At 54.6% G+C, this 25,154-nt stretch carries 23 protein-coding genes, 1 tRNA gene, 1 other RNA gene and 1 pseudogene; 16 read left to right on the forward strand and 10 right to left on the reverse strand.

Annotated features, from left to right (window positions below; all coding sequences use genetic code 11):
• Positions 1 to 392: 392 nt before the first annotated feature.
• The 6 genes and pseudogenes from putP to F9C28_RS13670 all read left to right on the forward strand — a co-directional run bounded on the left by putP (position 393) and on the right by F9C28_RS13670 (position 7,496).
• Positions 393 to 1,904 (forward strand): annotated as a pseudogene (gene putP / locus F9C28_RS13645) (sodium/proline symporter PutP).
• Positions 1,905 to 2,090: 186 nt separating this feature from the next.
• On the forward strand, positions 2,091 to 2,924 hold the full coding sequence (gene efeU / locus F9C28_RS13650) for an iron uptake transporter permease EfeU (RefSeq protein ID WP_199015913.1): 834 nt from the start codon (positions 2,091 to 2,093) through the stop codon (positions 2,922 to 2,924).
• 33 nt (positions 2,925 to 2,957) lie between these two features.
• Positions 2,958 to 4,088: an iron uptake system protein EfeO gene (gene efeO / locus F9C28_RS13655; protein ID WP_199015914.1), complete on the forward strand. Its 1,131-nt coding sequence runs from the start codon at positions 2,958 to 2,960 to the stop codon at positions 4,086 to 4,088.
• A gap of 5 nt (positions 4,089 to 4,093) precedes the next feature.
• Positions 4,094 to 5,368 (forward strand): iron uptake transporter deferrochelatase/peroxidase subunit, encoded by a 1,275-nt coding sequence (gene efeB, locus F9C28_RS13660; RefSeq protein ID WP_199015915.1) that lies wholly within the window; start codon positions 4,094 to 4,096, stop codon positions 5,366 to 5,368.
• A 488-nt stretch (positions 5,369 to 5,856) separates the two neighbouring features.
• Entirely contained in the window at positions 5,857 to 6,645 is a 789-nt protein-coding gene (gene phoH / locus F9C28_RS13665) for a phosphate starvation-inducible protein PhoH (protein WP_199015916.1), read from the forward strand.
• A gap of 152 nt (positions 6,646 to 6,797) precedes the next feature.
• Entirely contained in the window at positions 6,798 to 7,496 is a 699-nt protein-coding gene (locus F9C28_RS13670; protein WP_199015917.1) for an RluA family pseudouridine synthase, read from the forward strand.
• Here the strand turns inward: F9C28_RS13670 and F9C28_RS13675 are convergent.
• A complete protein-coding gene (locus tag F9C28_RS13675; protein WP_199015918.1) occupies positions 7,493 to 7,687 on the reverse strand; it encodes a DUF1272 domain-containing protein in 195 nt (64 codons plus the stop codon). The two genes, F9C28_RS13670 and F9C28_RS13675, sit on opposite strands and share 4 nt — an antisense overlap.
• Positions 7,688 to 7,778: 91 nt before the next feature.
• Between F9C28_RS13675 and F9C28_RS13680 the strand changes: the two genes are divergently transcribed.
• Positions 7,779 to 7,955 carry a DUF1543 domain-containing protein gene (locus F9C28_RS13680; protein WP_199015934.1) on the forward strand — a complete coding sequence of 59 codons (177 nt, stop codon included), beginning with the start codon at positions 7,779 to 7,781 and terminating at the stop codon, positions 7,953 to 7,955.
• A 276-nt stretch (positions 7,956 to 8,231) separates the two neighbouring features.
• On the opposite strand, the gene F9C28_RS13685 is transcribed toward F9C28_RS13680, so the two are convergent.
• Positions 8,232 to 8,354: non-coding RNA, RtT sRNA (locus F9C28_RS13685), on the reverse strand.
• A 43-nt stretch (positions 8,355 to 8,397) separates the two neighbouring features.
• A tRNA-Ser gene (locus F9C28_RS13690) sits at positions 8,398 to 8,485 on the reverse strand.
• 212 nt (positions 8,486 to 8,697) lie between these two features.
• Between F9C28_RS13690 and ghrA the strand changes: the two genes are divergently transcribed.
• The 4 genes from ghrA to F9C28_RS13710 all read left to right on the forward strand — a co-directional run bounded on the left by ghrA (position 8,698) and on the right by F9C28_RS13710 (position 11,596).
• The gene (gene ghrA, locus F9C28_RS13695) at positions 8,698 to 9,639 is read left to right on the forward strand and encodes a glyoxylate/hydroxypyruvate reductase GhrA (RefSeq protein WP_199015919.1); all 942 of its coding nucleotides are present in this window, start codon (positions 8,698 to 8,700) and stop codon (positions 9,637 to 9,639) included.
• A 70-nt stretch (positions 9,640 to 9,709) separates the two neighbouring features.
• Positions 9,710 to 10,447 (forward strand): phosphatase, encoded by a 738-nt coding sequence (locus tag F9C28_RS13700; protein WP_199015920.1) that lies wholly within the window; start codon positions 9,710 to 9,712, stop codon positions 10,445 to 10,447.
• A 21-nt stretch (positions 10,448 to 10,468) separates the two neighbouring features.
• Complete coding sequence (locus F9C28_RS13705; RefSeq protein WP_199015921.1) at positions 10,469 to 11,023, forward strand: TorD/DmsD family molecular chaperone; 555 nt, start codon at positions 10,469 to 10,471, stop codon at positions 11,021 to 11,023.
• 102 nt (positions 11,024 to 11,125) lie between these two features.
• Positions 11,126 to 11,596, forward strand: a complete 471-nt coding sequence (locus F9C28_RS13710; protein ID WP_199015922.1) for a DUF1097 domain-containing protein — start codon at positions 11,126 to 11,128, stop codon at positions 11,594 to 11,596.
• Between the two features lie 57 nt (positions 11,597 to 11,653).
• On the opposite strand, the gene csgD is transcribed toward F9C28_RS13710, so the two are convergent.
• Positions 11,654 to 12,304: a biofilm master transcriptional regulator CsgD gene (csgD, locus tag F9C28_RS13715; protein ID WP_199015923.1), complete on the reverse strand. Its 651-nt coding sequence runs from the start codon at positions 12,302 to 12,304 to the stop codon at positions 11,654 to 11,656.
• 409 nt (positions 12,305 to 12,713) lie between these two features.
• Here csgD and ymdB point away from each other — a divergent pair, with 409 nt between their 5' ends.
• Positions 12,714 to 13,256 (forward strand): O-acetyl-ADP-ribose deacetylase, encoded by a 543-nt coding sequence (gene ymdB / locus F9C28_RS13720; RefSeq protein ID WP_199015935.1) that lies wholly within the window; start codon positions 12,714 to 12,716, stop codon positions 13,254 to 13,256.
• A 71-nt stretch (positions 13,257 to 13,327) separates the two neighbouring features.
• Here the strand turns inward: ymdB and mdoC are convergent, their stop codons facing one another.
• Entirely contained in the window at positions 13,328 to 14,476 is a 1,149-nt protein-coding gene (mdoC, locus tag F9C28_RS13725) for a glucans biosynthesis protein MdoC (protein ID WP_199015924.1), read from the reverse strand.
• Positions 14,477 to 14,747: 271 nt separating this feature from the next.
• Between mdoC and mdoG the strand changes: the two genes are divergently transcribed.
• From mdoG to F9C28_RS13740, 3 genes are all read left to right on the forward strand, one after another.
• Entirely contained in the window at positions 14,748 to 16,283 is a 1,536-nt protein-coding gene (gene mdoG / locus F9C28_RS13730; protein WP_199015936.1) for a glucans biosynthesis protein MdoG, read from the forward strand.
• Complete coding sequence (gene mdoH / locus F9C28_RS13735; RefSeq protein WP_199015925.1) at positions 16,276 to 18,819, forward strand: glucans biosynthesis glucosyltransferase MdoH; 2,544 nt, start codon at positions 16,276 to 16,278, stop codon at positions 18,817 to 18,819. Before mdoG ends, mdoH begins: the two co-directional genes overlap by 8 nt.
• Before the next feature lie 111 nt (positions 18,820 to 18,930).
• Positions 18,931 to 19,158: a YceK/YidQ family lipoprotein gene (locus tag F9C28_RS13740; protein WP_199015926.1), complete on the forward strand. Its 228-nt coding sequence runs from the start codon at positions 18,931 to 18,933 to the stop codon at positions 19,156 to 19,158.
• A gap of 3 nt (positions 19,159 to 19,161) precedes the next feature.
• Here F9C28_RS13740 and F9C28_RS13745 read toward each other — a convergent pair whose 3' ends face one another.
• From F9C28_RS13745 to F9C28_RS13755, 3 genes are all read right to left on the reverse strand, one after another.
• The gene (locus tag F9C28_RS13745; protein ID WP_199015927.1) at positions 19,162 to 19,551 is read right to left on the reverse strand and encodes a MysB family protein; all 390 of its coding nucleotides are present in this window, start codon (positions 19,549 to 19,551) and stop codon (positions 19,162 to 19,164) included.
• Between the two features lie 367 nt (positions 19,552 to 19,918).
• Complete coding sequence (mdtG, locus tag F9C28_RS13750; RefSeq protein WP_199015928.1) at positions 19,919 to 21,136, reverse strand: multidrug efflux MFS transporter MdtG; 1,218 nt, start codon at positions 21,134 to 21,136, stop codon at positions 19,919 to 19,921.
• A 173-nt stretch (positions 21,137 to 21,309) separates the two neighbouring features.
• Positions 21,310 to 22,230, reverse strand: a complete 921-nt coding sequence (locus tag F9C28_RS13755; protein WP_199015929.1) for a Kdo(2)-lipid IV(A) acyltransferase — start codon at positions 22,228 to 22,230, stop codon at positions 21,310 to 21,312.
• Positions 22,231 to 22,442: 212 nt separating this feature from the next.
• Between F9C28_RS13755 and trhO the strand changes: the two genes are divergently transcribed.
• Complete coding sequence (gene trhO, locus F9C28_RS13760; protein WP_199015930.1) at positions 22,443 to 23,501, forward strand: oxygen-dependent tRNA uridine(34) hydroxylase TrhO; 1,059 nt, start codon at positions 22,443 to 22,445, stop codon at positions 23,499 to 23,501.
• A gap of 36 nt (positions 23,502 to 23,537) precedes the next feature.
• Here trhO and solA read toward each other — a convergent pair whose 3' ends face one another.
• Both solA and bssS read right to left on the reverse strand, forming a co-directional pair.
• A complete protein-coding gene (gene solA, locus F9C28_RS13765; protein ID WP_199015931.1) occupies positions 23,538 to 24,668 on the reverse strand; it encodes an N-methyl-L-tryptophan oxidase in 1,131 nt (376 codons plus the stop codon).
• 117 nt (positions 24,669 to 24,785) lie between these two features.
• On the reverse strand, positions 24,786 to 25,040 hold the full coding sequence (gene bssS / locus F9C28_RS13770; protein ID WP_199015937.1) for a biofilm formation regulator BssS: 255 nt from the start codon (positions 25,038 to 25,040) through the stop codon (positions 24,786 to 24,788).
• Between the last annotated feature and the right edge of the window lie 114 nt (positions 25,041 to 25,154).

Here is a 25,154-nt window from a genome sequence, read left to right on the forward strand (position 1 = left end):
TTTAAATGCTGATGGCTACTATTATGCATGTTGCAACTTTGTGCAACTTTGTGCAACTTTGTTAAATGTGATGTGGTTAACAAGGTTGATAATAGGCGAGGGAAAATAAGGAAAAAGAATTACCGCAGGATAATAAAATGGTGTACCTCCTTTTATATGCGCCACTTAACGTTTTTTTATGGTACAACCTAAAAAACTGTGAGCGAGTGCAACCTCCGCAAAGTTTGCGTTTGTCCCGGTAATAGCTCATGTAAATATTATGTTAACTTATTTGTAAATAACGTCCGGGCACGGCAGGATAGCCGCTTAGCAATTACGACAGGGTGTCGCGTCGTTTTTTGCGTGTTTTTGGCGCTTAAAAGCAACAGCACAACATTATTCGGAGAATCTGCATGACCGTAAGTACACCGCTACTGGTGACTTTTTTTGTCTATATCTTTGGCATGATCCTGATTGGGTTTATTGCCTGGCGTTCGACAAAAAACTTCGACGATTATATTCTGGGCGGCCGTAGCCTCGGCCCGGTTGTTACCGCATTATCTGCCGGCGCCTCTGATATGAGCGGCTGGTTATTAATGGGGTTGCCCGGGGCGATTTATTTATCCGGTATTTCAGAAAGCTGGATTGCCATCGGTCTGGTGCTGGGGGCGTGGGTTAACTGGAAGCTGGTGGCCGGGCGGTTACGCGTCCATACCGAGGCCAACAATAATGCCCTGACGCTGCCGGATTATTTCACCCATCGCTTTGAAGACCGCACCCGTATTTTGCGGATTATTTCGGCGCTGGTGATTTTACTGTTCTTCACTATCTATTGCTCCTCCGGCATTGTGGCCGGGGCGCGGTTGTTTGAAAGCACCTTTGGGATTGATTACGGAACAGCCCTGTGGTTAGGGGCGGCGGCCACCATTATTTATACCTTTATTGGCGGTTTCCTGGCAGTAAGCTGGACGGATACCGTTCAGGCCAGCCTGATGATTTTCGCCCTGATTTTGACCCCGGTGATTGTTATCTTCGCGGTTGGCGGGGTTAGTGACTCGCTGGTCATTATTCAGCAAAAAAGCATTGAGAATGTCGATATGCTCAAGGGGCTGAATGTGGTGGCGATTATCTCATTGATGGGCTGGGGGCTGGGTTACTTTGGCCAGCCGCACATTCTGGCGCGCTTTATGGCGGCGGATTCTCACCACACCATCGTTCACGCCCGCCGTATCTCTATGACCTGGATGATCCTCTGCCTGGCCGGTGCCGTGGCGGTAGGGTTCTTTGGTATTGCCTATTTCAACAACCACCCGGATCAGGCCGGGGCGGTAAACCAGAACGGCGAGCGGGTGTTTATTGAACTGACCCAGTTGCTGTTTAACCCGTGGGTTGCCGGGGTGTTACTCTCCGCGATCCTCGCGGCGGTGATGTCCACCCTGAGCTGCCAATTGCTGGTTTGCTCCAGCGCCATCACCGAGGATTTGTACAAAGCCTTCCTGCGCAAAAATGCCGGCCAGCGTGAGCTGGTATGGGTCGGGCGCCTGATGGTGCTGGTGGTGGCCCTGGTAGCCATTGCCCTGGCGGCAAACCCGGAAAACCGCGTGCTGGGGCTGGTGAGCTATGCCTGGGCTGGCTTTGGGGCGGCCTTTGGCCCGGTGATTTTGTTCTCGGTACTGTGGCCGCGCATGAACCGCAATGGCGCACTGGCAGGGATGATTATTGGCGCAGTGACGGTGGTGGTCTGGAAACAGTACGCCTAGCTGAACCTGTATGAAATTATCCCCGGCTTCGTGTTTGCCAGCCTCGGAATTGTGCTGGTCAGCCTGTTGACCCGGGCTCCGTCGGCCAGTATCCAGCGCCGTTTTGCCCAGGCAGACGCCCACTATAACGGCACGGCGGCAACGGCCACGGTACAGCCGGAATAACGTTTTACGCTGCGGCGAAATCCTCTACGGGCGCACTGTCAATTGCGCCCGTTTTTTTTACATTTAAAGTTATTTATTTTTACATCCCCCTCTTGAATTCCCGCTGCGCATAATGATAATCGCTATCACTATCATTTACGCTTCTTTGCGTCCATTTAGCTTTCTTTTCATTAAAAGGTGTGCGGGATGTTTGTGCCGTTTCTGATTATGTTGCGCGAAGGGCTCGAAGCTGCGCTGATTGTCAGCCTGATCGCCAGTTATCTGAAGCGTACCCAGCGCGGGCGCTATCTGGGCGTAATGTGGGTTGGGGTATTGCTGGCGGCGGCGTTATGCCTTGGGCTGGGGATCTTTATTAATCAAACCACCGGTGAGTTCCCGCAAAAACAGCAGGAGCTGTTTGAAGGTATTGTCGCCGTGGTGGCGGTGATAATCCTCACCTGGATGGTGTTCTGGATGCGGAAAGTCTCGCGTAATGTGAAGGCGCAACTGGAGCAGGCGGTGGACAGCGCATTACAGCGTCACGGCGGCCATGCCTGGGCGCTGGTGCTGATGGTATTTTTTGCCGTTGCCCGGGAAGGGCTGGAGTCAGTCTTCTTCCTGCTGGCGGCCTTTCAACAAGATGTGGGCATCTGGCCACCGCTTGGGGCCATGCTGGGACTGGGGGCCGCCATTGCGCTGGGCTTTTTGATCTATATCGGCGGTGTGCGGCTGAATTTGGCGGCATTTTTCCGCTGGACCAGCCTGTTTATTCTGCTGGTGGCGGCAGGGCTGGCTGCCGGTGCGATCCGCGCCTTCCACGAAGCCGGGCTATGGAACTATTTTCAGGATGTGGCGTTTGATCTCAGTAATCACCTCTCCACCCACACCCTGTTCGGTACCTTGCTGGAAGGGATTTTTGGTTACCAGGAGTCCCCTTCGGTTAGCGAGGTGGTGGTGTGGCTGGCGTATTTACTGCCGGCGTTATGGTGCTTCTTCACACCGTCACGTCTGGCGGCGCAGGCCGCCGGGGGCGGGCGCTAATTTACTGCTGTACTATTTGATAAAGGGAAAGTCATGATAAAGATCTATCCGCCTAACGTAGTGTCGGTTGCGCTGGCTTCGCTGTTGGGGTACAGCAGTATGGCGCTCAGCGCCGAGGATATTCCTGAGGTAAAAGTCACTGTCACGGACAAACAGTGCCAGCCAATGTCCCTGACGGTAAATGCCGGTAAGACCCGTTTTGTGGTGCAGAACAATAGCCAGAAAGCGCTGGAATGGGAGATCCTGAAAGGCGTGATGGTGGTGGAGGAGCGGGAGAATATTGCCCCGGGATTCTCCCAGAAGCTGACGGCGAACCTCGCCCCCGGCGAATATGATATGACCTGCGGTTTACTGAGTAACCCGAAGGGGAAATTGATTGTTCAGGCCGCAGGCGGGAAGGCGAGCAGTGCCAGCGCCAATCTGCTGGCCCTCGCGGGCCCGATTACCCAGTATAAAGCGTATGTCACTGCCGAGGTGGCGGCACTGGTCAGCGGCACCAAAGCCTTTACCGATGCGGTAAAAGCCGGGGATATCGCCAAAGCCCGGGCACTGTATGCGCCCACCCGCCAGCATTACGAGCGTATCGAGCCGATTGCCGAGCTGTTTTCTGATCTCGACGGCAGCATCGACGCCCGCGAAGATGATTATGAACAAAAAGCGGCGGACCCTAAATTCACCGGTTTCCACCGCCTGGAGAAAGCGCTGTTTGGTGATAACAGCGTGAAAGGGATGGACAGCTATGCGGATCAGCTGAATCACGACGTGCTTGATTTGCAGCAGCGGGTTGCGGAGCTGGCGTTCCCGCCGGGCAAAGTGGTTGGCGGGGCGGCCGGGCTGATAGAAGAAGTGGCGGCCAGTAAGATAAGCGGTGAGGAAGATCGCTACAGCCATACCGATTTGTGGGATTTCCAGGCGAATGTGGACGGCGCGCAGAAAATTGTCGAGTTGCTGCGCCCGCTACTGGCGAAAGACAACGCGCCGCTGCTGGCCAAGGTGGATGGTAATTTTAAAACCGTCGACAGTATTCTGGCGAAATACCGCACCAAAACGGGTTTTGAAACCTATGACAAACTGACCGATGCCGATCGCAAATCCCTGAAAGGGCCGGTGACGGCACTGGCGGAAGATCTCTCATTATTGCGCGGTGTGCTGGGCCTGGATTAAGCCAGATGAAGGATAAAACCAAACCGGGCGTGCCGCAGCCGGCGCGCCGCCAGTTGTTAAAAGGGCTGGGGATTATGGGGACTGCGCTGGCGGCCGGTGGCGGCTGCCCGCTGGCCCATGGCAGTGCGCCTGTGGCGCCACCCACGGCTGAGCGTCGCGATCAGCGCCAGCCGTTTTATGGCCGCCATCAGTCCGGTATTGTGACCCCGCAGCAGGCCTCAATGCTGCTGGTGGCGTTTGACGTGCTGGCCAGTGACCGGGCCGGGGCAATCCGCCTGATGAAGCTATTAACCCAGCGGATTGCCTTCTTAACCCGGGGCGGGGCACCACCACCAACCCCGAACCCGCGGATGCCGCCGATGGATTCGGGTATCCTTGGGGGAGAGATCCACCCGGATAACCTGACCATGACGGTCTCAGCCGGTTATGACTTTTTTGATAGCCGCTTTGGCCTTGAGGCGCTGCGCCCGAAAAAGCTCGTCACCATGACCCGCTTTCCTAATGATGCGCTGGACGCCAGCCAGTGCCACGGGGACATATTACTCCAGATTTGTGCCAATACCCCGGATACGGTGCTGCATGCGCTGCGGGATATTATTAAGCACACCCCGGACTTACTCAGCGTGCGCTGGAAGCGGGATGGTTTTATCTCGAACCATGCGGCCCGGAGCGAAGGCCGGGAAACGCCGATTAATTTGCTGGGCTTTAAAGACGGGAGCGCGAACCCGGATAGCCACGATACGGCGCTGATGGACCGTACGCTGTGGGTAACGGCGGACCAGCAGGAGCCCAAATGGGCCACCGGCGGTAGCTATCAGGCGGTGCGGATTATTCAGTTCCACGTTGAATCATGGGACCGGACCCCATTGAAAGAGCAGCAAACGATTTTTGGCCGCGACAAGCTCAGCGGTGCGCCGCTGGGAATGGTCCATGAGCATGATGTGCCGGACTATAGCCGCGACCCGGACGGGGATATTATTGCCCTCGATGCCCATATGCGCCTGGCGAACCCGCGAACGCCGGAGGCCGCATCAAGCCTGATGTTACGCCGGGGATATAGCTACTCTGCCGGGGTGTCGGCCTCCGGGCAACTGGATATGGGGCTGCTTTTTGTCTGTTATCAGCATGATCTGGAAAAAGGCTTCCTGGCGGTGCAGCGGCGGCTAAATGGCGAGGCGCTGGAGGAGTACGTGCGCCCAGTGGGCGGCGGCTATTTCTTTGTCTTCCCCGGTGTCCCTGATGCCGATCACTACCTCGGCCAGGGGTTACTGGAGTCCTGACCCCTGGGACAGACCGGGTTGTGATATTCACGACGGCGATTAACCGGCTGATATTTTTCTGTAATATAACTGTGCCACAGTTCTGTCATCAGCCGGGCATCATGTTTGGTTAAAATAAAGTATAAATATTGTTGCATTTTAGTGTTATTTGGGTGTATTAAAACAACAGCGGTAGTTCCCGGTTGTGACATCGTTTCACTATGGAGATCGCGAATGCTTGTATGTTGTACCGCATATCGAAATAAAAACTCGTCAACCTGGCGCGCTATTAAACGCCCCGCCAACAACTATCCTGACTTTTCTCTGCGACATTTTACGGCAATCATCACGCTTACCGGTGTTATACCCGCGGTGCAGGCGGCGTATTGCATTATTTCGTCATCAGGCAGTATCTGGCTTACAAGGAAGCCAAACCTCATTCGTTAGTAAGCATAATCGCGCCATATGATGCGGTGCGGGGAATGAAACCAACAAGTAGGGTGCCATCTATGGGAAGACAAAAAGCAGTGATCAAAGCCCGTCGTGAAGCGAAACGTGTATTACGGCGGGATTCACGCAGCCATAAACAACGTGAACACGAATCGGTCACTTCGCTGGTAGAAATGAGTGGTGTTGAATCTATCGGTATGGCGCGGGATAGTCGCGATACCAGCCCGATTCATGCTCGTAATGACACACAACAATCTTACCTTGATGCCATTGAGACCAAACAACTGATATTTGCCACCGGCGAAGCCGGGTGCGGCAAAACATTTATTAGTGCCGCCAAAGCGGCGGAGGCATTAATACACAAAGATGTTGAGCGTATTATTGTTACCCGTCCGGTATTGCAGGCGGATGAGGATCTGGGTTTTTTGCCCGGTGATATCGCCGAGAAATTTGCCCCGTATTTTCGCCCGGTCTATGACATATTGCTGCGCCGCCTTGGCTCCTCGTTTATGCAATATTGTCTGCGGCCGGAAATAGGTAAGGTGGAAATCGCGCCGTTTGCCTATATGCGTGGGCGTACGTTTGAAAATGCGTTTGTGATTTTGGATGAGGCGCAAAATGTCACCGCAGCGCAAATGAAAATGTTTTTGACCCGCCTGGGGGAGAATGTCACGGTTATTGTGAACGGTGATATTTCCCAGTGTGATTTACCGGCGGGGGTGAAATCTGGATTAAGCGATGCGTTAGCGCGCTTTGATGATGACGAGATGATAGGCATTGTGCGGTTCACTAAAGATGACTGTGTACGCTCGGTGCTGTGCCAGAGAACGCTTCATGCCTATGACTGAGTGCGTTTCCCGGTATTGATTAACGCCAAAAGGCCCGTCAGGGCCTTTTGCTTTATGGGGGGAAATAAACCAGCTGGCCAGCCTTTTTCCTGATTCGCCAGCCGGTGAAAAATTCGCTATGATCCGCCGCTACTTCCTGTTCGGGCCGCCTGATGTCGACGATTATTGATACTTTTATTGCTCCACCGTGCCGCGAGGAGATAGTGGTCCTTTATCAGGATGCGCACCTGGTGCTGATCAATAAGCCTGCCGGGCTACTCAGCCTGTCGGGGAAAAATCCGCAAAACCGGGATTCGGTACACCACCGTTTATTAGCGATATTCCCCGGTTGCACGTTGGTACACCGCCTCGATTTTGGCACCTCCGGGCTGATGCTGGTTGCCCGTAATAAGGCTATCAATGTGGCGCTGTGCCAGCAGTTTAGCCAGCGCACCGTCAGTAAAGTATATAGCGCATTGCTGTGTGGCCATCTGGCTGACGATGACGGGGTGATCGACGCTGCTATCGCCAAAGATCCGGCGTTATTTCCGCGTATGTCGCTGTGCGCCATCAACGGTAAGCCCGCGCGTTCCCGCTATCGGGTGGTGGAGCGTGTTTATCGCAAGCAGGAGGATGGCACATTACTGCCGGTGACGCGGGTGCAGCTTACCCCGGAAACGGGCCGTACCCATCAGTTACGTATTCATTGCCAGCATCTGGGCCATCCGATTCTGGGCTGCGATCTGTATGGCGGGCTACTGCCACCCGGCACCGGACAGACACCGCGGCTGATGCTGCACGCCAGTGAATTGCGGTTTGTCCATCCCGTCAGTGGCGCGCCAGTCCATATTTGCAGCCGCAGCCCGTTTTAGCGGCGGCTAGTCGAGATGCAGCGTACTGGACGCCGCACCAGTTCGCCGCCGCAGTTTGGGCAATGGCCGTTAAGCACCTGGGTCACGCAAGCAATACAAAACGTGCATTCGAATGAGCAAATGTAAGCGTCAGGGGCGTCCGGCGGCAGATCTTTATCGCAGCATTCACAGTTCGGGCGAAGTTCGAGCATAGCCATCTCCTATTGTTAACGTTTGCCTCAGATCGGGCTGCGGTTTTTTTTTTGTTAATGTTGGGGATATCACCTTGATAGATTAGCTGAACTGTATGAGTTCGACCTTTTTGTTGCGGAGAACGCACAGCGGGCCAGGGGAAAGGCATTGGCAACATTACTGTGTAGTGTGGACCAATGGCATAAAGATAACCTGAAAGACGTTGATGATTGTCTACTGCTTGATAAGATCGGCGTGTCTTTCGTTCATCTAACCCCCTGTGATTGAGTGCATCGTGATTAGCCAGAATGGGCCGGGTTATCAGCTGATAGGCTACGGAGATTCAGTGGGGTGAATATACCCCTCTCTGAGGGTGAGTTGGTGGAAATAGCGCGGTGAGGAAGGGATGGATTCGCTGCGCTCACCCTGCGGGCGATGCCGGGGGCATAGTCCAGCCGCGGGGCGGCTGTCGAACCCGGTCAAGGGTTCTCACCTTTCCTCGCGGAGAATAGGCAAAAAAAAGCTTATCCGACAGGATAATCTCTTCTTTTCTATACCTTAACCGCGCGGTGAGGAAGGGATGGATTCGCTGCGCTCACCCTGCGGGCGATGCCGGGGGCATCGTCCAGCCGCGGGGCGGCTGTCGAACCCGGTCAAGGGTTCTCACCCTTCCTCGCGGAGAATATGCGAAAAAAAAGCCCGTCCGTCAGGACGAGCTCTTCTTTAAATATGGCGGTGAGGAAGGGATTCGAACCCTTGATACGTTGCCGTATACACACTTTCCAGGCGTGCTCCTTCAGCCTCTCGGACACCTCACCATATTGTCATCCCCGCAGCGCCGCTGCTGGAACGGGCGCTAATTTAGGGAAAACCACCCCCGGCGTCAACGCCTTTTTTCAGCTTAATGCACCGATTAGCCAAACTTCAAACAGATTGCCGGTTTTAACATCTATAATTGTCACTTTTTGGCCGTGGCCGGGATGTGGCACAATAGTCGCGAGACAAAAATACGTAAAAATCAGGAGCCTGTATGGATATTATTTTTTATCACCCAACATTTGATTCATCCTGGTGGGTGGAAAACCTGCAACACGCTATTCCCGGTGCCCGGGTTCGGGTCTGGCAACCCGGCGATGACCAGCACGCCGATTATGCCCTTGTGTGGCATCCCCCCCTCGAGATGCTGCGCGGCCGCAGCACCTTAAAAGCGGTATTTGCCCTTGGCGCCGGGGTCGACAGTATCCTCAGCCAGATGAAAGCCCACCCAGACATGTTGCCCGCCGGTGTCCCGCTATACCGCCTGGAAGATACCGGGATGGGGCTCCAGATGCAGGAGTATGCCGTGAGCCAGGTATTACACTGGTTCCGCCGTTTTGACGATTACCAGCGCCAGCAGGCCGCAGGACAGTGGCAGCCGCTGGCAGAGTATGATCGCGCCGGGTTTACCATCGGGATCCTCGGGGCCGGGGTTCTGGGGGCAAAAGTTGCCGAAAGCATGGTGCAGTGGGGCTTCCCGGTGCGCTGCTGGAGCCGCAGCCACAAAGACTATCCCGGTGTCACCAGTTTTGCCGGCCAGCAACAATTACCGGCTTTTCTTGATGGCACCCGGGTACTGATTAACCTGCTGCCTAACACCCCGCAAACTGTCGGGATCATTAACGCCGCGCTGCTGCGCCAGTTATCCCCCGGCGCGTTCGTGCTGAATCTGGCGCGCGGGGTCCACATGGTGGAGGATGATCTGCTGTCCGCCCTCGATGCCGGACATATCAAGGGCGCAATGCTTGATGTCTTCAGCAAGGAGCCGCTGCCGGTATCCAGCGCGCTGTGGCAGCATCCGCGCGTGGTCATGACACCGCATATTGCCGCAGTCACCCGGCCATTAGAGGCGATTGCGTTTATTGGCAAAACTATCGCCAGCATTGAGTCAGGGCGCTACCCGCAGGGTGAAGTGGATCTGGTCCGTGGATATTGATTGGGCCACAGGCTAAAAAAGGCGAGTAATAACTGTTATTCTGGCGGCGTGACAATAAGGAGAACGCCACATGTACCCTGTAGATTTGCATATGCATACCGTCGCCAGCACTCACGCCTACAGCACACTCCATGACTATATTGCCATTGCCCGTCAAAAGGGCATTGCGCTGTTCGCGATTACCGATCATGGCCCTGAAATGGCGGATGCCCCGCACCCGTGGCATTTCATTAACATGCGTATCTGGCCCCGGATGGTGGATGGTATTGGGATCCTGCGCGGTATCGAAGCCAATATCAGAAACACCGCCGGTGAGATAGACTGCGATGAACGGATGCGCGGCAGCCTTGATCTGATTATTGCCGGTTTTCATGAGCCGGTATTCCCCCCGAGCGATGCAGCAACCCATACCGCGGCGATGATAGCCACCCTTGCCAGTGGGCAGGTACATATTATTAGCCACCCGGGCAACCCGAAGTACCCCATTGATATCCGGGCGGTTGCCCAGGCCGCGGCAAAACACCATGTGGCGCTGGAAATTAACAACTCGTCGTTCACCCACTCCCGCAAGGGCAGCGAGCAGAACTGCCGCGCAGTGGCGGAGGCGGTGCGCGATGCCGGTGGCTGGATAGCACTGGGATCGGATTCCCATACGGCATTTACTCTGGGGGATTTTGGCGAATGCCGTAAAATCCTCGACGCGGTGGGCTTCCCCGAAGAACGTATTCTGAACGTGACGCCCCGGCGCTTACTGGACTTCCTCGAATTCAGAGGAATGGCCCCAATTACTGAATTTGCTTCACTTTGACGTGTTAACTGGAAATCTCCCATGAATGAATTTTCTTTGCTGTGCCGGGTATTGGGTTCTTTGTTCTATCGCCAGCCTCAGGATCCGGTGCTGGCCCCGGTGTATGACTTGATCCGCGGGAATAAGCTGGCGGCAAACTGGCCGCTGGAACAGGACGAATTACTGGCGCGGCTGGCGCAAAACGCCGATGCAGAGGCACTCTCCGCCGACTATAACGCCCTGTTTACTGGCGAGGACGCCAGCGTGTCGCCTTATCGCTCTGCCTGGGTGGCGGCGGATGATGCGCTGGATGTGCGCCAGTATCTTACTGCCCGCGGTATGCCGCTGCCGGAAGGGGCCGTTGATCACTTCGGCATGCTGTTGCTGGCGGCCTCCTGGCTGGAAGATCAGCGCCTGGAGGACGAAACGGAAGCGCTGACGGTGTTCTTCGCCGATTATCTGCTGCCCTGGTGTGGGACCTTCCTCGGCAAAGTTGAAGCCCACGCTACTACCGCGTTCTGGCGTACCATGGCGATGTTAACCCGGGATGCCATCCAGGCCATGTGGGATGACCTGCAGGAAGAAGACGAAGAGTGATTTAGATCACTAAATATCTGCAATCTTGCATTTCTGTTTCTTTAAGTTGCGGTTTAACTCCCAATTTAATGCGGGGGCTTTGTTATGATAAGCCCCATGAACATGAATAAACTTCTCGCACTGGCACTGACCACCGGGGTGCTCTCTGCATTATGGGGCTGGGTGGCGGTTGCCCTCGGCCTGCTGAACTGGGCCGGTTTTCTGGGGTGTACTGCCTATTTCGCCTGCCCGCAGGAGCGGCTAAAAGGGTTGGCCATTTCGGCCTGCACGCTGATGAGCGGGGTGCTCTGGGCCAGAGTGATTATCGCGGGCAGTGCAGTCGCGCCGCACAGTGATATCCTTGGCTATGGGGTGACCGGCGTGGTGGCTTTCCTGATGTGTCTGCAATCGCGGCAGTTGCTGCTCTCCTTTGTGCCGGGGACCTTTATCGGCGCCTGCGCCATCTTTGCGGCAGGCGGCGAATGGCGTGCGGTGGTGCCAGCGCTGCTACTGGGGCTCCTGTTCGGCTTCGCGATGAAAAACAGCGGGCTGTGGCTGGCTGCCCGGGGCAGTAAAACCGTGGTGAGTGAATAATTATGCTTGCCCGGTGCGGCCTGGCCGGGCGGTGACTGGCTTCCCCTCCCGCTTTTTCTAGCGCATATTTTTATCCGCCCAGAATACGGCCTGGGTGCGGTTTTTTACCGCCAGCTTTTTGAATAAATTATACAGATGTGTTTTTACCGTATTTTCACTAATAAACAGTAATTGGGCTATCTCCAGATTGGAGGCCCCCTGGCGCAGTTTATTCAAAATTTCTTTTTCGCGGTATGTCAGCGCGACGGTACTATTCCATTTCGGCTGGGATAAATTAAGTTGCTGGATGATATAATTGCTCATCGCCTTCGGGAAGCATTGTTCACCGCGCTGGACATTATGGATCCCGTCAATTAATTGCTGTTCATTAATGGCGGTATCAAAAGCCGCGCTCAGGTTTGGCCAGCGGCTTATATCCCGGTATTGTGATGTCTGCGTGGTATTAAATATTATGGTTCTAAATTTTTTATCACTCCGGGAAAGAATACGGCACCAGTGCTGGGCCGCATCATCATCGACAGCGGCGATATCAAAAAGCAGAATATCATTATCAGCAAAGGGGGTGGTATCAATAATGTGGCTTTCAATTAGCTGGCTATTATTATAAAACTGTTTCTTCAGCGCGGTTAACAACAGCCCGGATTGCAGGGACGGCTTAGTGATCAGAAACAGAACGCCTTTATCATGATGATTATTATCAATTGTCATAAGGCTCTCCAGAACTGTGTGTAATTTGGAATGAGCAATTAAATAAAAAAAGCGTAGAGGAATAGCGGCGATTGTACAAACTTTCACCAGCATAAAGCGTAGCCAGAGAAATAGACGCTGGCAAAAGGAGTATATGTAACCTATTGTAACAATTGTTTTGCTGGCTAATAATTAAATCCCTCAAAATAGGATTCGTCACCTGTACAGCCTGTCGAAAAGCCCGCATAAAGAGAGCAATGGCCGTCTGGGATCAGACGGTGTATGGCGTATTAATAGTCTCAGTCCCGGTGCTCTGTCCGGCAATCAAGGTGCTTATCAGGTATTATTGCCTGCCGGCCGGGAGCTATCTGGCCGGTATGGTTGATAAGCGGTAATTCTGGAGTTAAAAATGGCGAATAATGAGGCGAATATGCTGCAACGCATGTGCGCGTGTCTCGGCGATATTACTCAGATCCCGGTGGACGTTATCGTGAATGCGGCAAATCCGTCCCTGATGGGGGGCGGCGGTGTTGATGGGGCTATCCATCAGGCCGCGGGGCCGACATTGCTGGCCGAGTGTAAGCTGGTGCGTCAGCAACAGGGGGAGTGCCCGCCAGGCCATGCGGTGATAACCGGGGCAGGGAATTTACCGGCAAAGGCGGTTATCCATACTGTGGGGCCAGTCTGGCACGGCGGGGAGCAGCACGAAGCGGACCTGCTGGCGGAGGCCTATCACCACAGCCTGGAGCTGGCCACGGCCAACGATTATCACAGCATCTCGTTCCCGGCAATCAGCACCGGTGTTTATGGTTACCCCAGCGCGGAAGCCGCCAGAATAGCGGTCGCCACGGTTAACCGTTATGTCACCCGGCGCGGGCACCCTGAGCGGGTGCTATTTGTCTGTTTCGATGCGTCAACCTTGGCACTGTACCAGCAGTGTCTGGCAGATCTGGCGGCCCATAAAAGCTTATAATGGCGTTTCGCGCGATAACGCGTGAGATACACCATGCCACCGGCAGCGCCCTCTGCCGGTAACAACGGCGATCACACGGATACCGCTTTATTTTGTGGTTTACCGGAGAACAGAAAACGCAGTAAGGGAATGCGCAGATGGATTTCATACAGGATCAGCGCAATACCGACCACAAATACCAGCCCCGCCGCGAAGCCCAGCAAGTTGGAGTGGATATAAGGGGTTATCCATGCGCCATACACCAGCGTTAACGGGTGGTGTACCAGATAAATAAACAGCGATGCATTGACCAGATAAGTAACCCGACGGGAATGGCTGTTCAGAAAACGATGCCCGAAGGCAAAAACCACATTCACCATCCACAGCCCCATCACCATGGTAATCACGCTTTCCGCCTCATACAGCCATTTATCACCACTGCCATAGCGCTGATTAACAATGTAGACAACCAACAGCAGCGTTGAGCCAATCAGACATCCGCGTGACGGCGTCGTAAATAGCGCTTTGAGCTTATCATACTTAAACATCAGCGCGCCGAGGAGAAAGAAGGGCAAATAAAACAGGGTTTGCATGACGGCAAAATTAAAAAGGCCGTCACTGAGTATTGATGGGGTGAAGACAAACAAGGCGTGGCGTAGGGCGGCATAGCACAAACCGAACACCAGAAATAGCACTGAAAGTTTTCCCATCGTTAGCGGTTGGCTATATGCTGACAACTGCGCTAACCGGTTATTTTTCTTCAGTCCCTGGAAAATAGCCATCCCGAGGGTGGTCAGGATAACCAGCACCAGGAGAAGCCAAAGATGCGATATCAGATCCCAGACTAATGTATTGTATTGCTGGTAACCGCTCAGATTATGCCAGTTATTCCACTGGCCCTTTACATGTTGCAACATAATAAATTGCGGCAGGGTCAATAAAGGAATTGCGGTTAGCATCGGAATACCGACCCGCTCTACCCGGACTTTCCACCACTTTTGACGCGGGTAGCGCAAAAATAGCATGTATGAAAAATAACCGGAAATAGCGAAGAAAACTTGCATCCTAAAGGCATGAATAAAATCGTTGAATAGCGTTAAATACCAGGAGGCATCGGTACTATTTACATGCCAGCGATGCGATGAATAGATTAAGGATATGTGGAACGGGATACCCAGCAGCATGAGCCAGGCGCGAATAGAATCAAGGAAAAATTCACGTTGTGGGGTGGTCTTACTCATATCACTCCGGAGAATCTCAGACAATTCGCCTTATGCTTACTCTCAGTGGCGTTAGAATCAGTCAACACTACACGAAAGTTGGTGAGCTGTCTTTGAGTAGCGTTCTGAAAGGTCGTCACACTCTCTTTTATTTGCTTAAAGCATGAGCCAGTGAGCGCCGCGAGGGCGGTATCTGGTTGTGGGATTGCAGCACTGCCATTAAAATGGATCGGATTGATTTAAGCACACAAAGGGGGATGTGCTGGTTAATATGAAACACAAACAACCAAAAATGATGAAAATGGGTTGGCTGAGTGCAGCTGTCGTGCTGTCTCTTTATACTACTTCAGTGTGGGCCTTCTCTATTGATGATGTCGCAAAACAAGCGAAATCACTGGCAGGCAAAGCCTATGAAGCGCCTAAGAGCAACTTGCCGTCCCTTTTCCGCGATATGAAATATGCGGATTATCAACAGATCCAGTTCAACCATGATAAAGCCTACTGGAACAACGTTAAGACCCCGTTCAAGCTCGAATTCTACCACCAGGGGATGTACTTCGATACGCCTGTGGTTATCAATGAAGTGACCGCCAATACCGTGCGGAGAATCAAATACAGCCCGGATTACTTTACCTTCGGTGACGTTAAACACGATAAAGACAGCGTCAAAGACCTGGGTTTTGCCGGGTTTAAAGTGCTGTACCCGGTAAACAGCAAAGATAAACAAGATGAAGTGGCCAGCTTCCTTGGCGCCAGCTATTTCCGCATGATCGGCGGCGGGCAAACCTATGGTCTGTCTGCCCGTGGCCTGGCCATTGATACGGCATTGCCTTCTGGCGAAGAATTTCCGCGTTTTCGCGAATTCTGGATTGAGCGCCCGAAAGCCAATGAAAAACGCCTGACCATTTTCGCCTTGCTGGACTCCCCCCGCGCGACGGGTGCGTATCGCTTTGTGGTAATGCCGGGCCGCGATACTGTGGTGAATGTCCAGTCGAAAGTTTACCTGCGTGACAAAGTGGGCAAACTGGGCGTTGCGCCGCTGACCAGTATGTTCTTGTTCGGGCCTAACCAGCCGTCGCCAACCACCAACTTCCGTCCGGAACTGCATGACTCTAATGGTCTGTCGATCCAGGCCGGCAATGGGGAGTGGATCTGGCGTCCGCTGAACAACCCGAAACGTCTGGCTGTCAGCAGCTATGCGACCGAAAACCCGAAAGGCTTTGGCTTGTTGCAGCGCGGCCGCCAATTCTCCCGCTTCGAAGATCTTGACGATCGCTATGACAAACGTCCAAGTGCCTGGGTAACGCCGGTAGGTGATTGGGGTAAAGGCCGGGTTGAACTGGTCGAAATCCCGACTAACGACGAAACCAACGATAATATCGTGGCTTACTGGACCCCGGATCAATTACCGGCCGCCGGTAAGGAAATGAACTTTAAATACAACATCACCTTTAGTCGCGATGAAGACAAACTGCATGCGGCAGATAATGCCTGGGTTGTGCAGACCCGTCGCTCTACGGGGGATGTTAAACAGTCAAATCTGATTCGTCAGCCTGATGGCACCATCGCGTTTGTGGTGGATTTCGCCGGGCAGGCGCTGAAGAAACTGCCGGAAAACGCGCCGATCACCGCCCAGGCCAGCATTGGCGATAATGGCGAAATCGTTGAGAGCAGCGTGCGTTATAACCCGGTTATCAAAGGCTGGCGTTTAACGCTGCGCGTGAAGCTGAAAGACGATAAGAAAACCACGGATATGCGCGCAGCGCTGGTCAATGGTGATCAGACGTTGAGCGAAACCTGGAGCTACCAGCTACCTGCCAATGAATAAGTCGACTGAAACGATGCCCGATTATATTGAGTCTCTCCCGCTTTCTGCTGAGCAGAAAGCGGCACTGCCGAAATCGGATTTACAGGCTGTCCATCAGGCGCTGGATAGCGAACACCGGCACTTTCCCCGGGAGGATGATGCGCCTCTGGGGTCAGTGGCTGCGCGGTTAAACGCCAGCTGGCCGGATTCACTGGGTGGCCAGCAGTTGATCAAAGATGCCGAAGGCCGCGATCAGCTTCAGGCGATGCCGAAAATCCATCGTTCCGCGATGATCCCTGATCCCTGGCGGACTAACCCCGTCGGGCGTTTTTGGGATAGGCTGCGGGGTAAAGATAACTCCGCAAACTATCTCAGCCGCCTGAGTGATGAGGAAAAAGCCCATGAAACCGGGTGGCGCACCGCGGGGACCATTCGCCGCTATGTGCTGTTGATCCTCACCCTGGTGCAGACCGTGATTGCCACCTGGTATATGAAGACCATCCTGCCCTATCAGGGATGGTCGCTGATAAGCCCGGCGGACATGGTGGGCCAGGATCTGTGGATTTCGTTTATGCAGCTGCTGCCTTATGTGCTGCAAAGCGGGATACTGATCTTGTTTGCTATCCTGTTTTGCTGGGTTTCCTCCGGTTTCTGGACTGCCCTGATGGGCTTTCTGCAATTGCTGATCGGTAAAGATCGTTACAGTATCTCGGCCTCCACCGTGGGGGATGAGCCCATCGATCCGGCCCACCGCACCGCGCTGGTGATGCCTATCTGTAATGAGGACGTCAACCGGGTGTTCGCGGGGTTGCGGGCGACCTGGGAGTCGGTGAAAGCGACCGGACAGCAACAGCATTTTGATGTTTACATCCTGAGTGACAGCTACAACCCGGATATCTGCGTTGCTGAGCAGAAAGCCTGGATGGAGCTGATTGCTGAAGTCGGTGGGGAAGGGCAGATTTTCTATCGCCGTCGCCGTCGCCGGGTGAAACGCAAAAGCGGCAACATTGATGACTTCTGCCGTCGCTGGGGCTCCCAGTACAGCTATATGGTGGTGCTGGATGCTGACTCCGTGATGAGCGGTGACTGTCTGACTGGCTTGGTGCGGCTGATGGAAGCCAACCCGAATGCCGGTATTATTCAGTCCGCGCCGCGTGCCTCCGGGATGGATACGCTCTATGCCCGCTGCCAGCAGTTTGCTACCCGGGTTTACGGGCCGCTATTTACTGCCGGCCTGCACTTCTGGCAATTGGGCGAGTCCCACTACTGGGGCCACAATGCGATTATCCGGGTGAAACCGTTTATTGAGCATTGTGCGCTGGCGCCGCTGCCGGGCGAGGGGAACTTCGCCGGGTCTATCCTTTCCCATGACTTCGTTGAGGCTGCGCTGATGCGCCGTGCGGGGTGGGGGGTGTGGATAGCCTACGATCTGCCGGGCTCTTATGAAGAGCTGCCGCCTAACTTGCTGGACGAGCTGAAACGCGACCGCCGCTGGTGCCAGGGGAACCTGATGAACTTCCGGTTGTTCCTGGTCAAAGGGATGCACCCGGTACACCGCGCGGTGTTCCTGACCGGGGTTATGTCATACCTGTCAGCCCCGCTGTGGTTTACGTTCCTGGCGTTATCCACGGCGTTACAGGTGGTGCATGCGCTAACTGAGCCGCAATACTTCCTGCAACCGCGGCAGCTGTTCCCGGTGTGGCCACAGTGGCGGCCGGAGCTGGCCATAGCGCTGTTTGCCTCGACCATGGTGCTGTTGTTCCTGCCGAAACTGCTGAGCATTATTCTTATCTGGTGCAAAGGCACCAAAGAGTATGGCGGCTTTATTCGGGTCACGCTCTCCCTGCTGTTAGAAGTGCTGTTCTCTGTGCTGCTGGCACCGGTGCGTATGCTGTTTCACACCGTGTTTGTGGTCAGTGCCTTCCTCGGCTGGGAAGTGGTGTGGAACTCTCCACAGCGTGATGATGACTCCACCCCCTGGGGCGAGGCGTTTATGCGTCATGGCTCGCAGATGTTGCTGGGGCTGGTGTGGGCAGTGGGCATGGCGTGGCTGGATCTGCGTTTCCTGTTCTGGCTGGCGCCGATTGTGGTGTCGCTGATCCTCTCTCCGTTTGTCTCGGCGATTTCCAGCCGCGCTACGGTGGGCTTGCGTACCCGGCGCTGGAAGCTGTTCCTGATCCCTGAGGAATATCAGCAACCGGCGGTATTGCAGGCGATGGACAGCTATCTGGTGCTCAACCGCAGCCGGGAACTGGCCAATGGCTTTATGCACGCGGTATTTCACCCGTCGCTGAATGCCTTGTCCTGTGCCATGGCGACCGCCCGCCACCGGGCCAGTCATGTGCTGGATATTGCCCGGGACCGTCATGTTGAGCAGGCGCTCAACGAGAACCCGGATAAACTCAACCGTGACCGCCGTCTGGTGCTACTGAGCGACCCGGTGACCATGGCGAGAATGCACTACCGCGTCTGGTCTAACCCGGAAAAATACTCCTCCTGGGTTGAGCAGTACCGCCAGTGTCCGCTGGATCCGAATATCCTTCGCACCCGTGGCTAATTAGCGGCAGTGCCGCGCACAGTTGAGAAATGCCGTCCGGTGCCCCGGGCGGCATTTTTTTATCGGCCGCTTGCCCGTTATACTGGCAAAAACAGACCACAGGGGAACCCCGTGAAAGCAGTGATTATCGTGCTCATTAGCCTGATGCTCTCAGGATGCGGCAGTATTATCAGCCGGACAGTACCGGGCCAGGGGCACGGAAACCAGTATTACCCCGGGGTACAGTGGGATCTGCGGGATTCCCCCTGGCGATACGTGACGGTGATTGATCTGCCGTTTTCGCTGATCTTTGATACCCTGCTGCTGCCGGTTGATGCCAGCCACGGGCCGTATGACTGAGTATTAACGCTCGTCCCACTCATCGGCGGCGGCTTCACCTTCTTCGGTATCCAGCGGCGGTTCGAGCTGAAATTCGCCGTTGTCCCACTCGTGCAGGGTGTTTTCTTCTTGCCATTGCTGGCGGATTTCGCCTATCTCATAATCCCCGTCGAACACACTCTGCGCCGCCACACCGGAGAGTAACGGGATGCAGTCAGCGGGATCTTCATCGTCGTCGCCGAGGAATTCTGCCCGCCACATCTCGTCGCCATCCTGCATGATGTACTTCTGCACCGACAGCTGCTCTACGTTGGCGTCGCTCTCTTCCAGAGTATGGGCGGCAAGGAACGCCTCCCGTGCGGCATCGATGGCCTCATCAAGGGTATAGTAGAAAGTATCGTCATGGCTGGACATTGGTCACTCTCCTGATCTGATTGGCAAAGGGGGTAATTCAATCTATAGACGGGCGCAACCTGAGCGTCAATATAAGACAGCCTTTCAGGATTGATATGGCAAAAAAAATCCCTACCGGAGTAGGGAGCATAGGTGCGAAGGATGATAAAAGGATAAGACAATGAGTTCGTGAGGGGGATATTCGCATTAACCGGTAAAAATGAGAATATTGAAATTCTCATTATGTGATATCAAACGACATGTTGTGCGGATATTAACAATAAGTACGGAAGTTATTTGCCTGGTGCTTGTTAATCAATAACCTGAGTAAAATAAATTTCACATCATCTTTCAGTTATACGACAAAATACGCACGGTTAAGCGCTGCTTATGGGGCATTGACTGGCTTTTTATTGCGTAAGCTGACCCAGGAATAGAACGCATTAAATAATACTACTACAGCGGTGACACAAAACACGGTACGGAAACCATAATGGGCGGCCACCGCAGAACCGATCAGTGGCCCGGTGACGTTGCCAATATCCCGGAAGGACTGGTTGTAACTGAAAATTCGCCCGGAGATCTGGTTAGTGGCGTTATACACCAGCAGTGTCTGCACCGCCGGAAGTAACGCACCGTCTGCTGCACCCAGCAGAAAGCGCAAGATCCCCAGCTGCAGAGGGGTTTGTACCCAGGCCATTGGCAACAGCAGCAGAACTGAGACTATCAGCGCCACGATGAGGATTTTCTCCGGCCCGATACGGTCGCCGAGTTTCCCCAGCCGGGGGGCGCTTATCAGGGCGGCCACCCCGGGAACCGACGCTATCATGCCGCTGATAAACGCCAGGTTGGCGACATTTCCCGCCAGCTCCCGCACATACAGGGTGAGGATGGGCGCAATGGACCCTGTGGCGACCTGGATAATCATGGTGGTAACAAACAGGCTAAGGACCAGCCGCGGGCGCTTCAGGGAGCTAAAAACCTGGCGCGCGCTGAGCATTGCCTGGCGGGATACCGGTTCAAAGCGCTCCTCGATAAAGAACCAGGTGAGCAGAAAACAGCACAGCAGTACGCTGGCGGTAATAAAAAATACCGGGCGCAGGCCGTAGCTGTCTGCCAGCAGCCCGCCGGCTAGCGGACCAAGTAGCGCCCCGGCTACCCCGCCAGTAGATAGCGTGCCCAGCGCCCAGCCGCTTTTCTGGCGCGGCACCTGGGTGGCAATCAGCGCATTGGCGTTGGGAATATAGCCCCCCAGTAAGCCGAGCAGGGCGCGCAGTACCAGGAATTGCCAGATATTCTGCGCCATCCCCATCAGTAGCATCACAATGGCCATGCCGAGGGCGGAGCGTAACAGCATCAGCTTACGGCCTTTACGATCGGCCAGGCTGCCCCAGAACGGGGAGGCGATGGCGGAGAATAAAAAAGTGATGCTGAATACCAGGCCGGACCAGATATTGAGTGATTCATGGTTATGTACCCCCAGCGCCTCGACATACAGCGGCAGGAAGGGCATCACCAGGCTGAATGCTGCGCCGGTTAAAAAACAGCCAAACCAGGTAATGGTCAGGTTACGTTTCCAGTTCAGCGGATGGGCTGGGCTATGCATAAGGGTCGACGCGTTCGCTATGCCGGGAGGGGCAGGGTGGATAGTTAGAGGGCTAATTATGCGCCCAGAGGCTAATGGCGCGCAAATTATAAGGAAATAAACGACGGGGATTTATCATACCAGCCAGTGGCGTTGTGACTAAAAAGCCGCCCGTGGGCGGCTGTGCAGATCGGTTAATAGCAGGGCGGCACGCCCTCTGGCCGGGTTTTAAAGCGCCGGTGGAGCCACATATATTGCGCCGGCGCCATCATGATGCAGTGCTCGACAATTTTATTCATCCAGGCGGCGGTCTCTTCCGGGCTGCCCAGCGGCGGATCATTTTCCGGCGGCAGCATAATCAATTCATAGCCTTTACCGTCCGGTTTACGGCGCGGAACAAACGGTACAATACTGGCTTTGGACATTTTCGCCAGCATCCAGGTGCCGGAGGTGGTGGCGGCCTGCTCAACGGCAAACAGCGGCACAAATACGCTGTTACGGGGGCCATAATCGTGGTCCGGCGCGTACCAGATAACCTCACCGTTTTTCAGTGCCCGGATCATCCCTTTGAGATCTTTGCGATCGAGCATGGTCTTGTTGGAGCGGGTCCGCCCCCAGGTCTGTAGCCAGCCGATGACTGGGTTATCATTGGGACGGTAAACCCCAATGCCGGGGGCGTTGATACCGAAAATACGCGCCCCCAGTTCGAGGGTCAGAAAATGCAGGCCAATCAACAAAATACCGCGTTTCGCTGCCTGTAATTTGTGTACTTCGTCAAAGCCGATAACGTCAAACCAGCGTTTTACCCGCCAGTCTGGCCAGAACCAGGCCATGCCGGTTTCCATCACCCCCATACCCACGGAGCGAAAATTTTCGACCACGTGGCGCTTGCGCTCGGCGTCTGACATCGCCGGGAAGCACAGTTCAAGATTACGGTAGGCGATTTTTACCCGTCGTTTAAGAACCCGCATGGCAAGCCAGCCCATGGCGGAGCCAATGCGGTAAATAATCGGGTAGGGAAGAAGTACCACCAGATACAGCACACCGATCCCCAGCCAGGTAAGCCAATAGCGGGGATGTAAAAGGGAGCGGGTAAAACGCGGTAAATGGGTCATGAGATCCTGTAGTTATAAATAAGGTTCCTGTTTGTCCATTGTGACACCATTTTATGGCGGACCAAAATGTCTCTGTGGTGACCGGTTACTTCATCAACAATGGTTGCGGATAGATTGATATTCCGAATGAAATGTAGCGCAAATTAAATAGATGTAAAATATGGCGTGCTGCTATAAGATGCGGCCACTTTTTTTCATCAGGAGCGTACACCATGCCAGTGTTACACAACCGGATTAATAATAACGCCCTCAGGGCGCAGGTTCAGGCGGACAATGTCCCGCGGACAACAATCTCATTTTACAAATACCTCACCCTTGAGGATCCCCAACAAACCCGGGATGCGCTGTACACTGCATTTAGCGCCCTTGGGGTGCTGGGGCGTATTTATCTCGCCCGGGAAGGGATCAACGCGCAAATTAGCGTGCCCACGGCCAATGTCGACGCGCTGCGCGACACTCTCTATCAATACGATCCCCGGCTGGATGGGTTGCGGCTGAACATTGCCCTCGATGACGACGGAAAATCCTTTTGGGTGCTGCGCATGAAGGTCCGGGACCGGATTGTGGCCGACGGTATTGATGATCCGACATTTGACCCCGGCGCCGTAGGGGAATACCTGGATGCCGCGGCGGTGAACGCCATGGCGGACAGCCCGGACACGGTGTTTATTGATATGCGTAACCACTACGAATATGAAGTGGGCCACTTTGAGAATGCCCTTGAGATCCCGGCGGACACCTTCCGCGAGCAGTTACCCAAAGCCGTAGAGATGATGGCACAGCACCGGGATAAAAATATCGTGATGTATTGTACCGGGGGCATTCGCTGTGAGAAAGCCAGTGCCTGGATGCGCCATAACGGTTTTAACAAGGTGTATCACATCGAGGGGGGGATTATCGAATATGCCCGCAAGGCCCGGGAACAGGGGTTGCCGGTGCGGTTTATCGGTAAAAACTTTGTTTTCGACCAGCGGATGGGGGAGCGTATCTCACCGGAGGTAATTGCCCACTGCCACCAGTGCGGCGCCCCCTGCGATAGCCATACTAATTGTGTGAATGATGGCTGCCACCTGCTGTTTATCCAGTGCCCCCGTTGCGCTGAAATCTATCAGGGGTGCTGTAGCGAGCGCTGCCGTGATGAGCTCTCCCTGCCAGAAGAAGAGCAGCGCCGTCGCCGGGCCGGGCGTGAAACCGGCACCCGGATTTTTAATAAATCCCGCGGGGCGCTTAATACCATGCTGGGTATCCCGGACCCGGAAAAAGACGCCTGACACCCCGGAGCGCGCCGTGCGCTGGCCGGTTAGCCGTTATTGCGCTGCGGCAGAGGCAAACCTGTCCAGCCGGAAGCGGCGCAGATCAAACGCCACCGGCTGTGATTGGGCAAACTGGCTGGCTATCTCGCCCAGCACGCTGGCAAATTTAAAGCCGTGGCCGCTGAGCCCGGTAATCACCATCCCGTTGGGGATGCCGGGCAGGGTGTCGACAATAAAGTCCTCATCCGGGGTGTTATCGTAGGTGCAGGACTCCCCATACAGACAGCCGCCGATGCCGGGCAGGATCTGACGCAGGAAAGGGAAGGCTTCTGAACCGTCACCGGGGCACTGGGCAAAGGGCAGCCGCTGCTCTGGGTGGCTAATCGCCTGGCCGCCATTATGTTTGCCTATCTTCAGGGTGTCGTTCTCCGCCGGGAAACCGTAAAACTGATCGCCATTGGGCAGCTCGCCGGTAAACGCCGGGAAGCGGTTACTGGTGGCATAGCGCCCGTCTGCCTGGAACCAGGCAAACACTTTACGCACCGGGGTAACCGGCAGTGTCGGGGCCAGCGTTTTCACCCAGGTACCGGCACTGAGCAACAGTTTATGTCCGGTGAATTCCCCTTCCGGTGTCGTTACTACCGCGCCGTCGTCCAGTGCCTCAATGGCTGTCACCGGGCAGTTAAATAATTGGCTACACCCGGCTTCCCGGGCGAGGGTTATCCAGGTACTGATGGCCTTTTCGCTGTACAGCACCCCGGCATTGGGCTCAAACAACCCCAGATAGTTATCCGGTACGCTGATTTGCGGCCAGCGCTGGCGAAGCTGGCTGGCGGTTAACGGCTCCAGAGGGAGATCCCAGCGGCTGGCGCTGTTGCGGACACCCGCCAGAAAGGCTGAATCTTGTGGGCCAAGGTTCAGTACGCCGGTTTTATCAAAAATGGGCTCGTTGCAGTGGGCCTGTAATTCCCCCCACAATTGCTGGGCGCGCAGCACCAGCGGGACATAGTATTCGCCTTCGCCGTAGGCATGGCGAATGAGCCGGGTGTCGCCGTGGTGGCTTCCCTGCTTGTGGGGCGGGTGAGCGCTGTCGATCATCAGCACCCGTAAACCGGCCTGGGTGGCATAATAGCCAGCGGCGGCCCCAACGGAGCCACTGCCCACAATGATAAAATCATATTCCATAATGTGAGACTCATTATTCGGTAACGTAGTTAGCAGGGTAATTAACCAGCCGTTAACAGGCAATAGGCAACAATAAAAAAGGCACCCCTGAGGGTGCCTGGTGAAAATGGTGCCGGACTAATGCTTACGATAATCATTTTCGTGGTAGTCGCTGGACTCTATTTTTGCAATACCGGCTTCAAGAATAGAAATAAATTGTCTGGCGACGTCCGTGGTAAGCCACAATGTTTGTCCGACTTCGGTTTCTTTCTCGTCTGGCTTGTTCAGTGTCAGGTAGTGCAGGCGTAGCATCAGCGCATCATAGCTATCTACTGTGCTGATATCCCATCCGACGAGGGGATGTGTGTGGATGACTTCGTTATTTTTTTCCATCATAACCCCCTTAATACGGCTTTGTTGAATAAATCGAACTTTTAGCCGAAATTAGGATCAGATCACCACACTCCTGACCCTGTAGCGACATCCTGTGACAAAGCAAAAGTTCAA

The sequence above is a fragment of the Shimwellia pseudoproteus genome (assembly GCF_016415625.1).
GTDB classification, from domain to species: domain Bacteria; phylum Pseudomonadota; class Gammaproteobacteria; order Enterobacterales; family Enterobacteriaceae; genus Shimwellia; species Shimwellia pseudoproteus.

What these genes read in the sequence shown, in the direction of transcription:
- efeU (WP_199015913.1), top strand. Translation starts at nt 2,091, where the DNA reads ATGTTTGTGCCGTTTCTGATTATGTTGCGCGAAGGGCTCGAAGCTGCG.
- efeO (WP_199015914.1), top strand. Translation starts at nt 2,958, where the DNA reads ATGATAAAGATCTATCCGCCTAACGTAGTGTCGGTTGCGCTGGCTTCG.
- efeB (WP_199015915.1), top strand. Translation starts at nt 4,094, where the DNA reads ATGAAGGATAAAACCAAACCGGGCGTGCCGCAGCCGGCGCGCCGCCAG.
- phoH (WP_199015916.1), top strand. Translation starts at nt 5,857, where the DNA reads ATGGGAAGACAAAAAGCAGTGATCAAAGCCCGTCGTGAAGCGAAACGT.
- F9C28_RS13670 (WP_199015917.1), top strand. Translation starts at nt 6,798, where the DNA reads ATGTCGACGATTATTGATACTTTTATTGCTCCACCGTGCCGCGAGGAG.
- F9C28_RS13675 (WP_199015918.1), bottom strand. Translation starts at nt 7,687, where the DNA reads ATGCTCGAACTTCGCCCGAACTGTGAATGCTGCGATAAAGATCTGCCG.
- ghrA (WP_199015919.1), top strand. Translation starts at nt 8,698, where the DNA reads ATGGATATTATTTTTTATCACCCAACATTTGATTCATCCTGGTGGGTG.
- F9C28_RS13700 (WP_199015920.1), top strand. Translation starts at nt 9,710, where the DNA reads ATGTACCCTGTAGATTTGCATATGCATACCGTCGCCAGCACTCACGCC.
- F9C28_RS13705 (WP_199015921.1), top strand. Translation starts at nt 10,469, where the DNA reads ATGAATGAATTTTCTTTGCTGTGCCGGGTATTGGGTTCTTTGTTCTAT.
- F9C28_RS13710 (WP_199015922.1), top strand. Translation starts at nt 11,126, where the DNA reads ATGAATAAACTTCTCGCACTGGCACTGACCACCGGGGTGCTCTCTGCA.
- csgD (WP_199015923.1), bottom strand. Translation starts at nt 12,304, where the DNA reads ATGACAATTGATAATAATCATCATGATAAAGGCGTTCTGTTTCTGATC.
- ymdB (WP_199015935.1), top strand. Translation starts at nt 12,714, where the DNA reads ATGCTGCAACGCATGTGCGCGTGTCTCGGCGATATTACTCAGATCCCG.
- mdoC (WP_199015924.1), bottom strand. Translation starts at nt 14,476, where the DNA reads ATGAGTAAGACCACCCCACAACGTGAATTTTTCCTTGATTCTATTCGC.
- mdoG (WP_199015936.1), top strand. Translation starts at nt 14,748, where the DNA reads ATGATGAAAATGGGTTGGCTGAGTGCAGCTGTCGTGCTGTCTCTTTAT.
- mdoH (WP_199015925.1), top strand. Translation starts at nt 16,276, where the DNA reads ATGAATAAGTCGACTGAAACGATGCCCGATTATATTGAGTCTCTCCCG.
- F9C28_RS13745 (WP_199015927.1), bottom strand. Translation starts at nt 19,551, where the DNA reads ATGTCCAGCCATGACGATACTTTCTACTATACCCTTGATGAGGCCATC.
- mdtG (WP_199015928.1), bottom strand. Translation starts at nt 21,136, where the DNA reads ATGCATAGCCCAGCCCATCCGCTGAACTGGAAACGTAACCTGACCATT.
- F9C28_RS13755 (WP_199015929.1), bottom strand. Translation starts at nt 22,230, where the DNA reads ATGACCCATTTACCGCGTTTTACCCGCTCCCTTTTACATCCCCGCTAT.
- trhO (WP_199015930.1), top strand. Translation starts at nt 22,443, where the DNA reads ATGCCAGTGTTACACAACCGGATTAATAATAACGCCCTCAGGGCGCAG.
- solA (WP_199015931.1), bottom strand. Translation starts at nt 24,668, where the DNA reads ATGGAATATGATTTTATCATTGTGGGCAGTGGCTCCGTTGGGGCCGCC.
- bssS (WP_199015937.1), bottom strand. Translation starts at nt 25,040, where the DNA reads ATGGAAAAAAATAACGAAGTCATCCACACACATCCCCTCGTCGGATGG.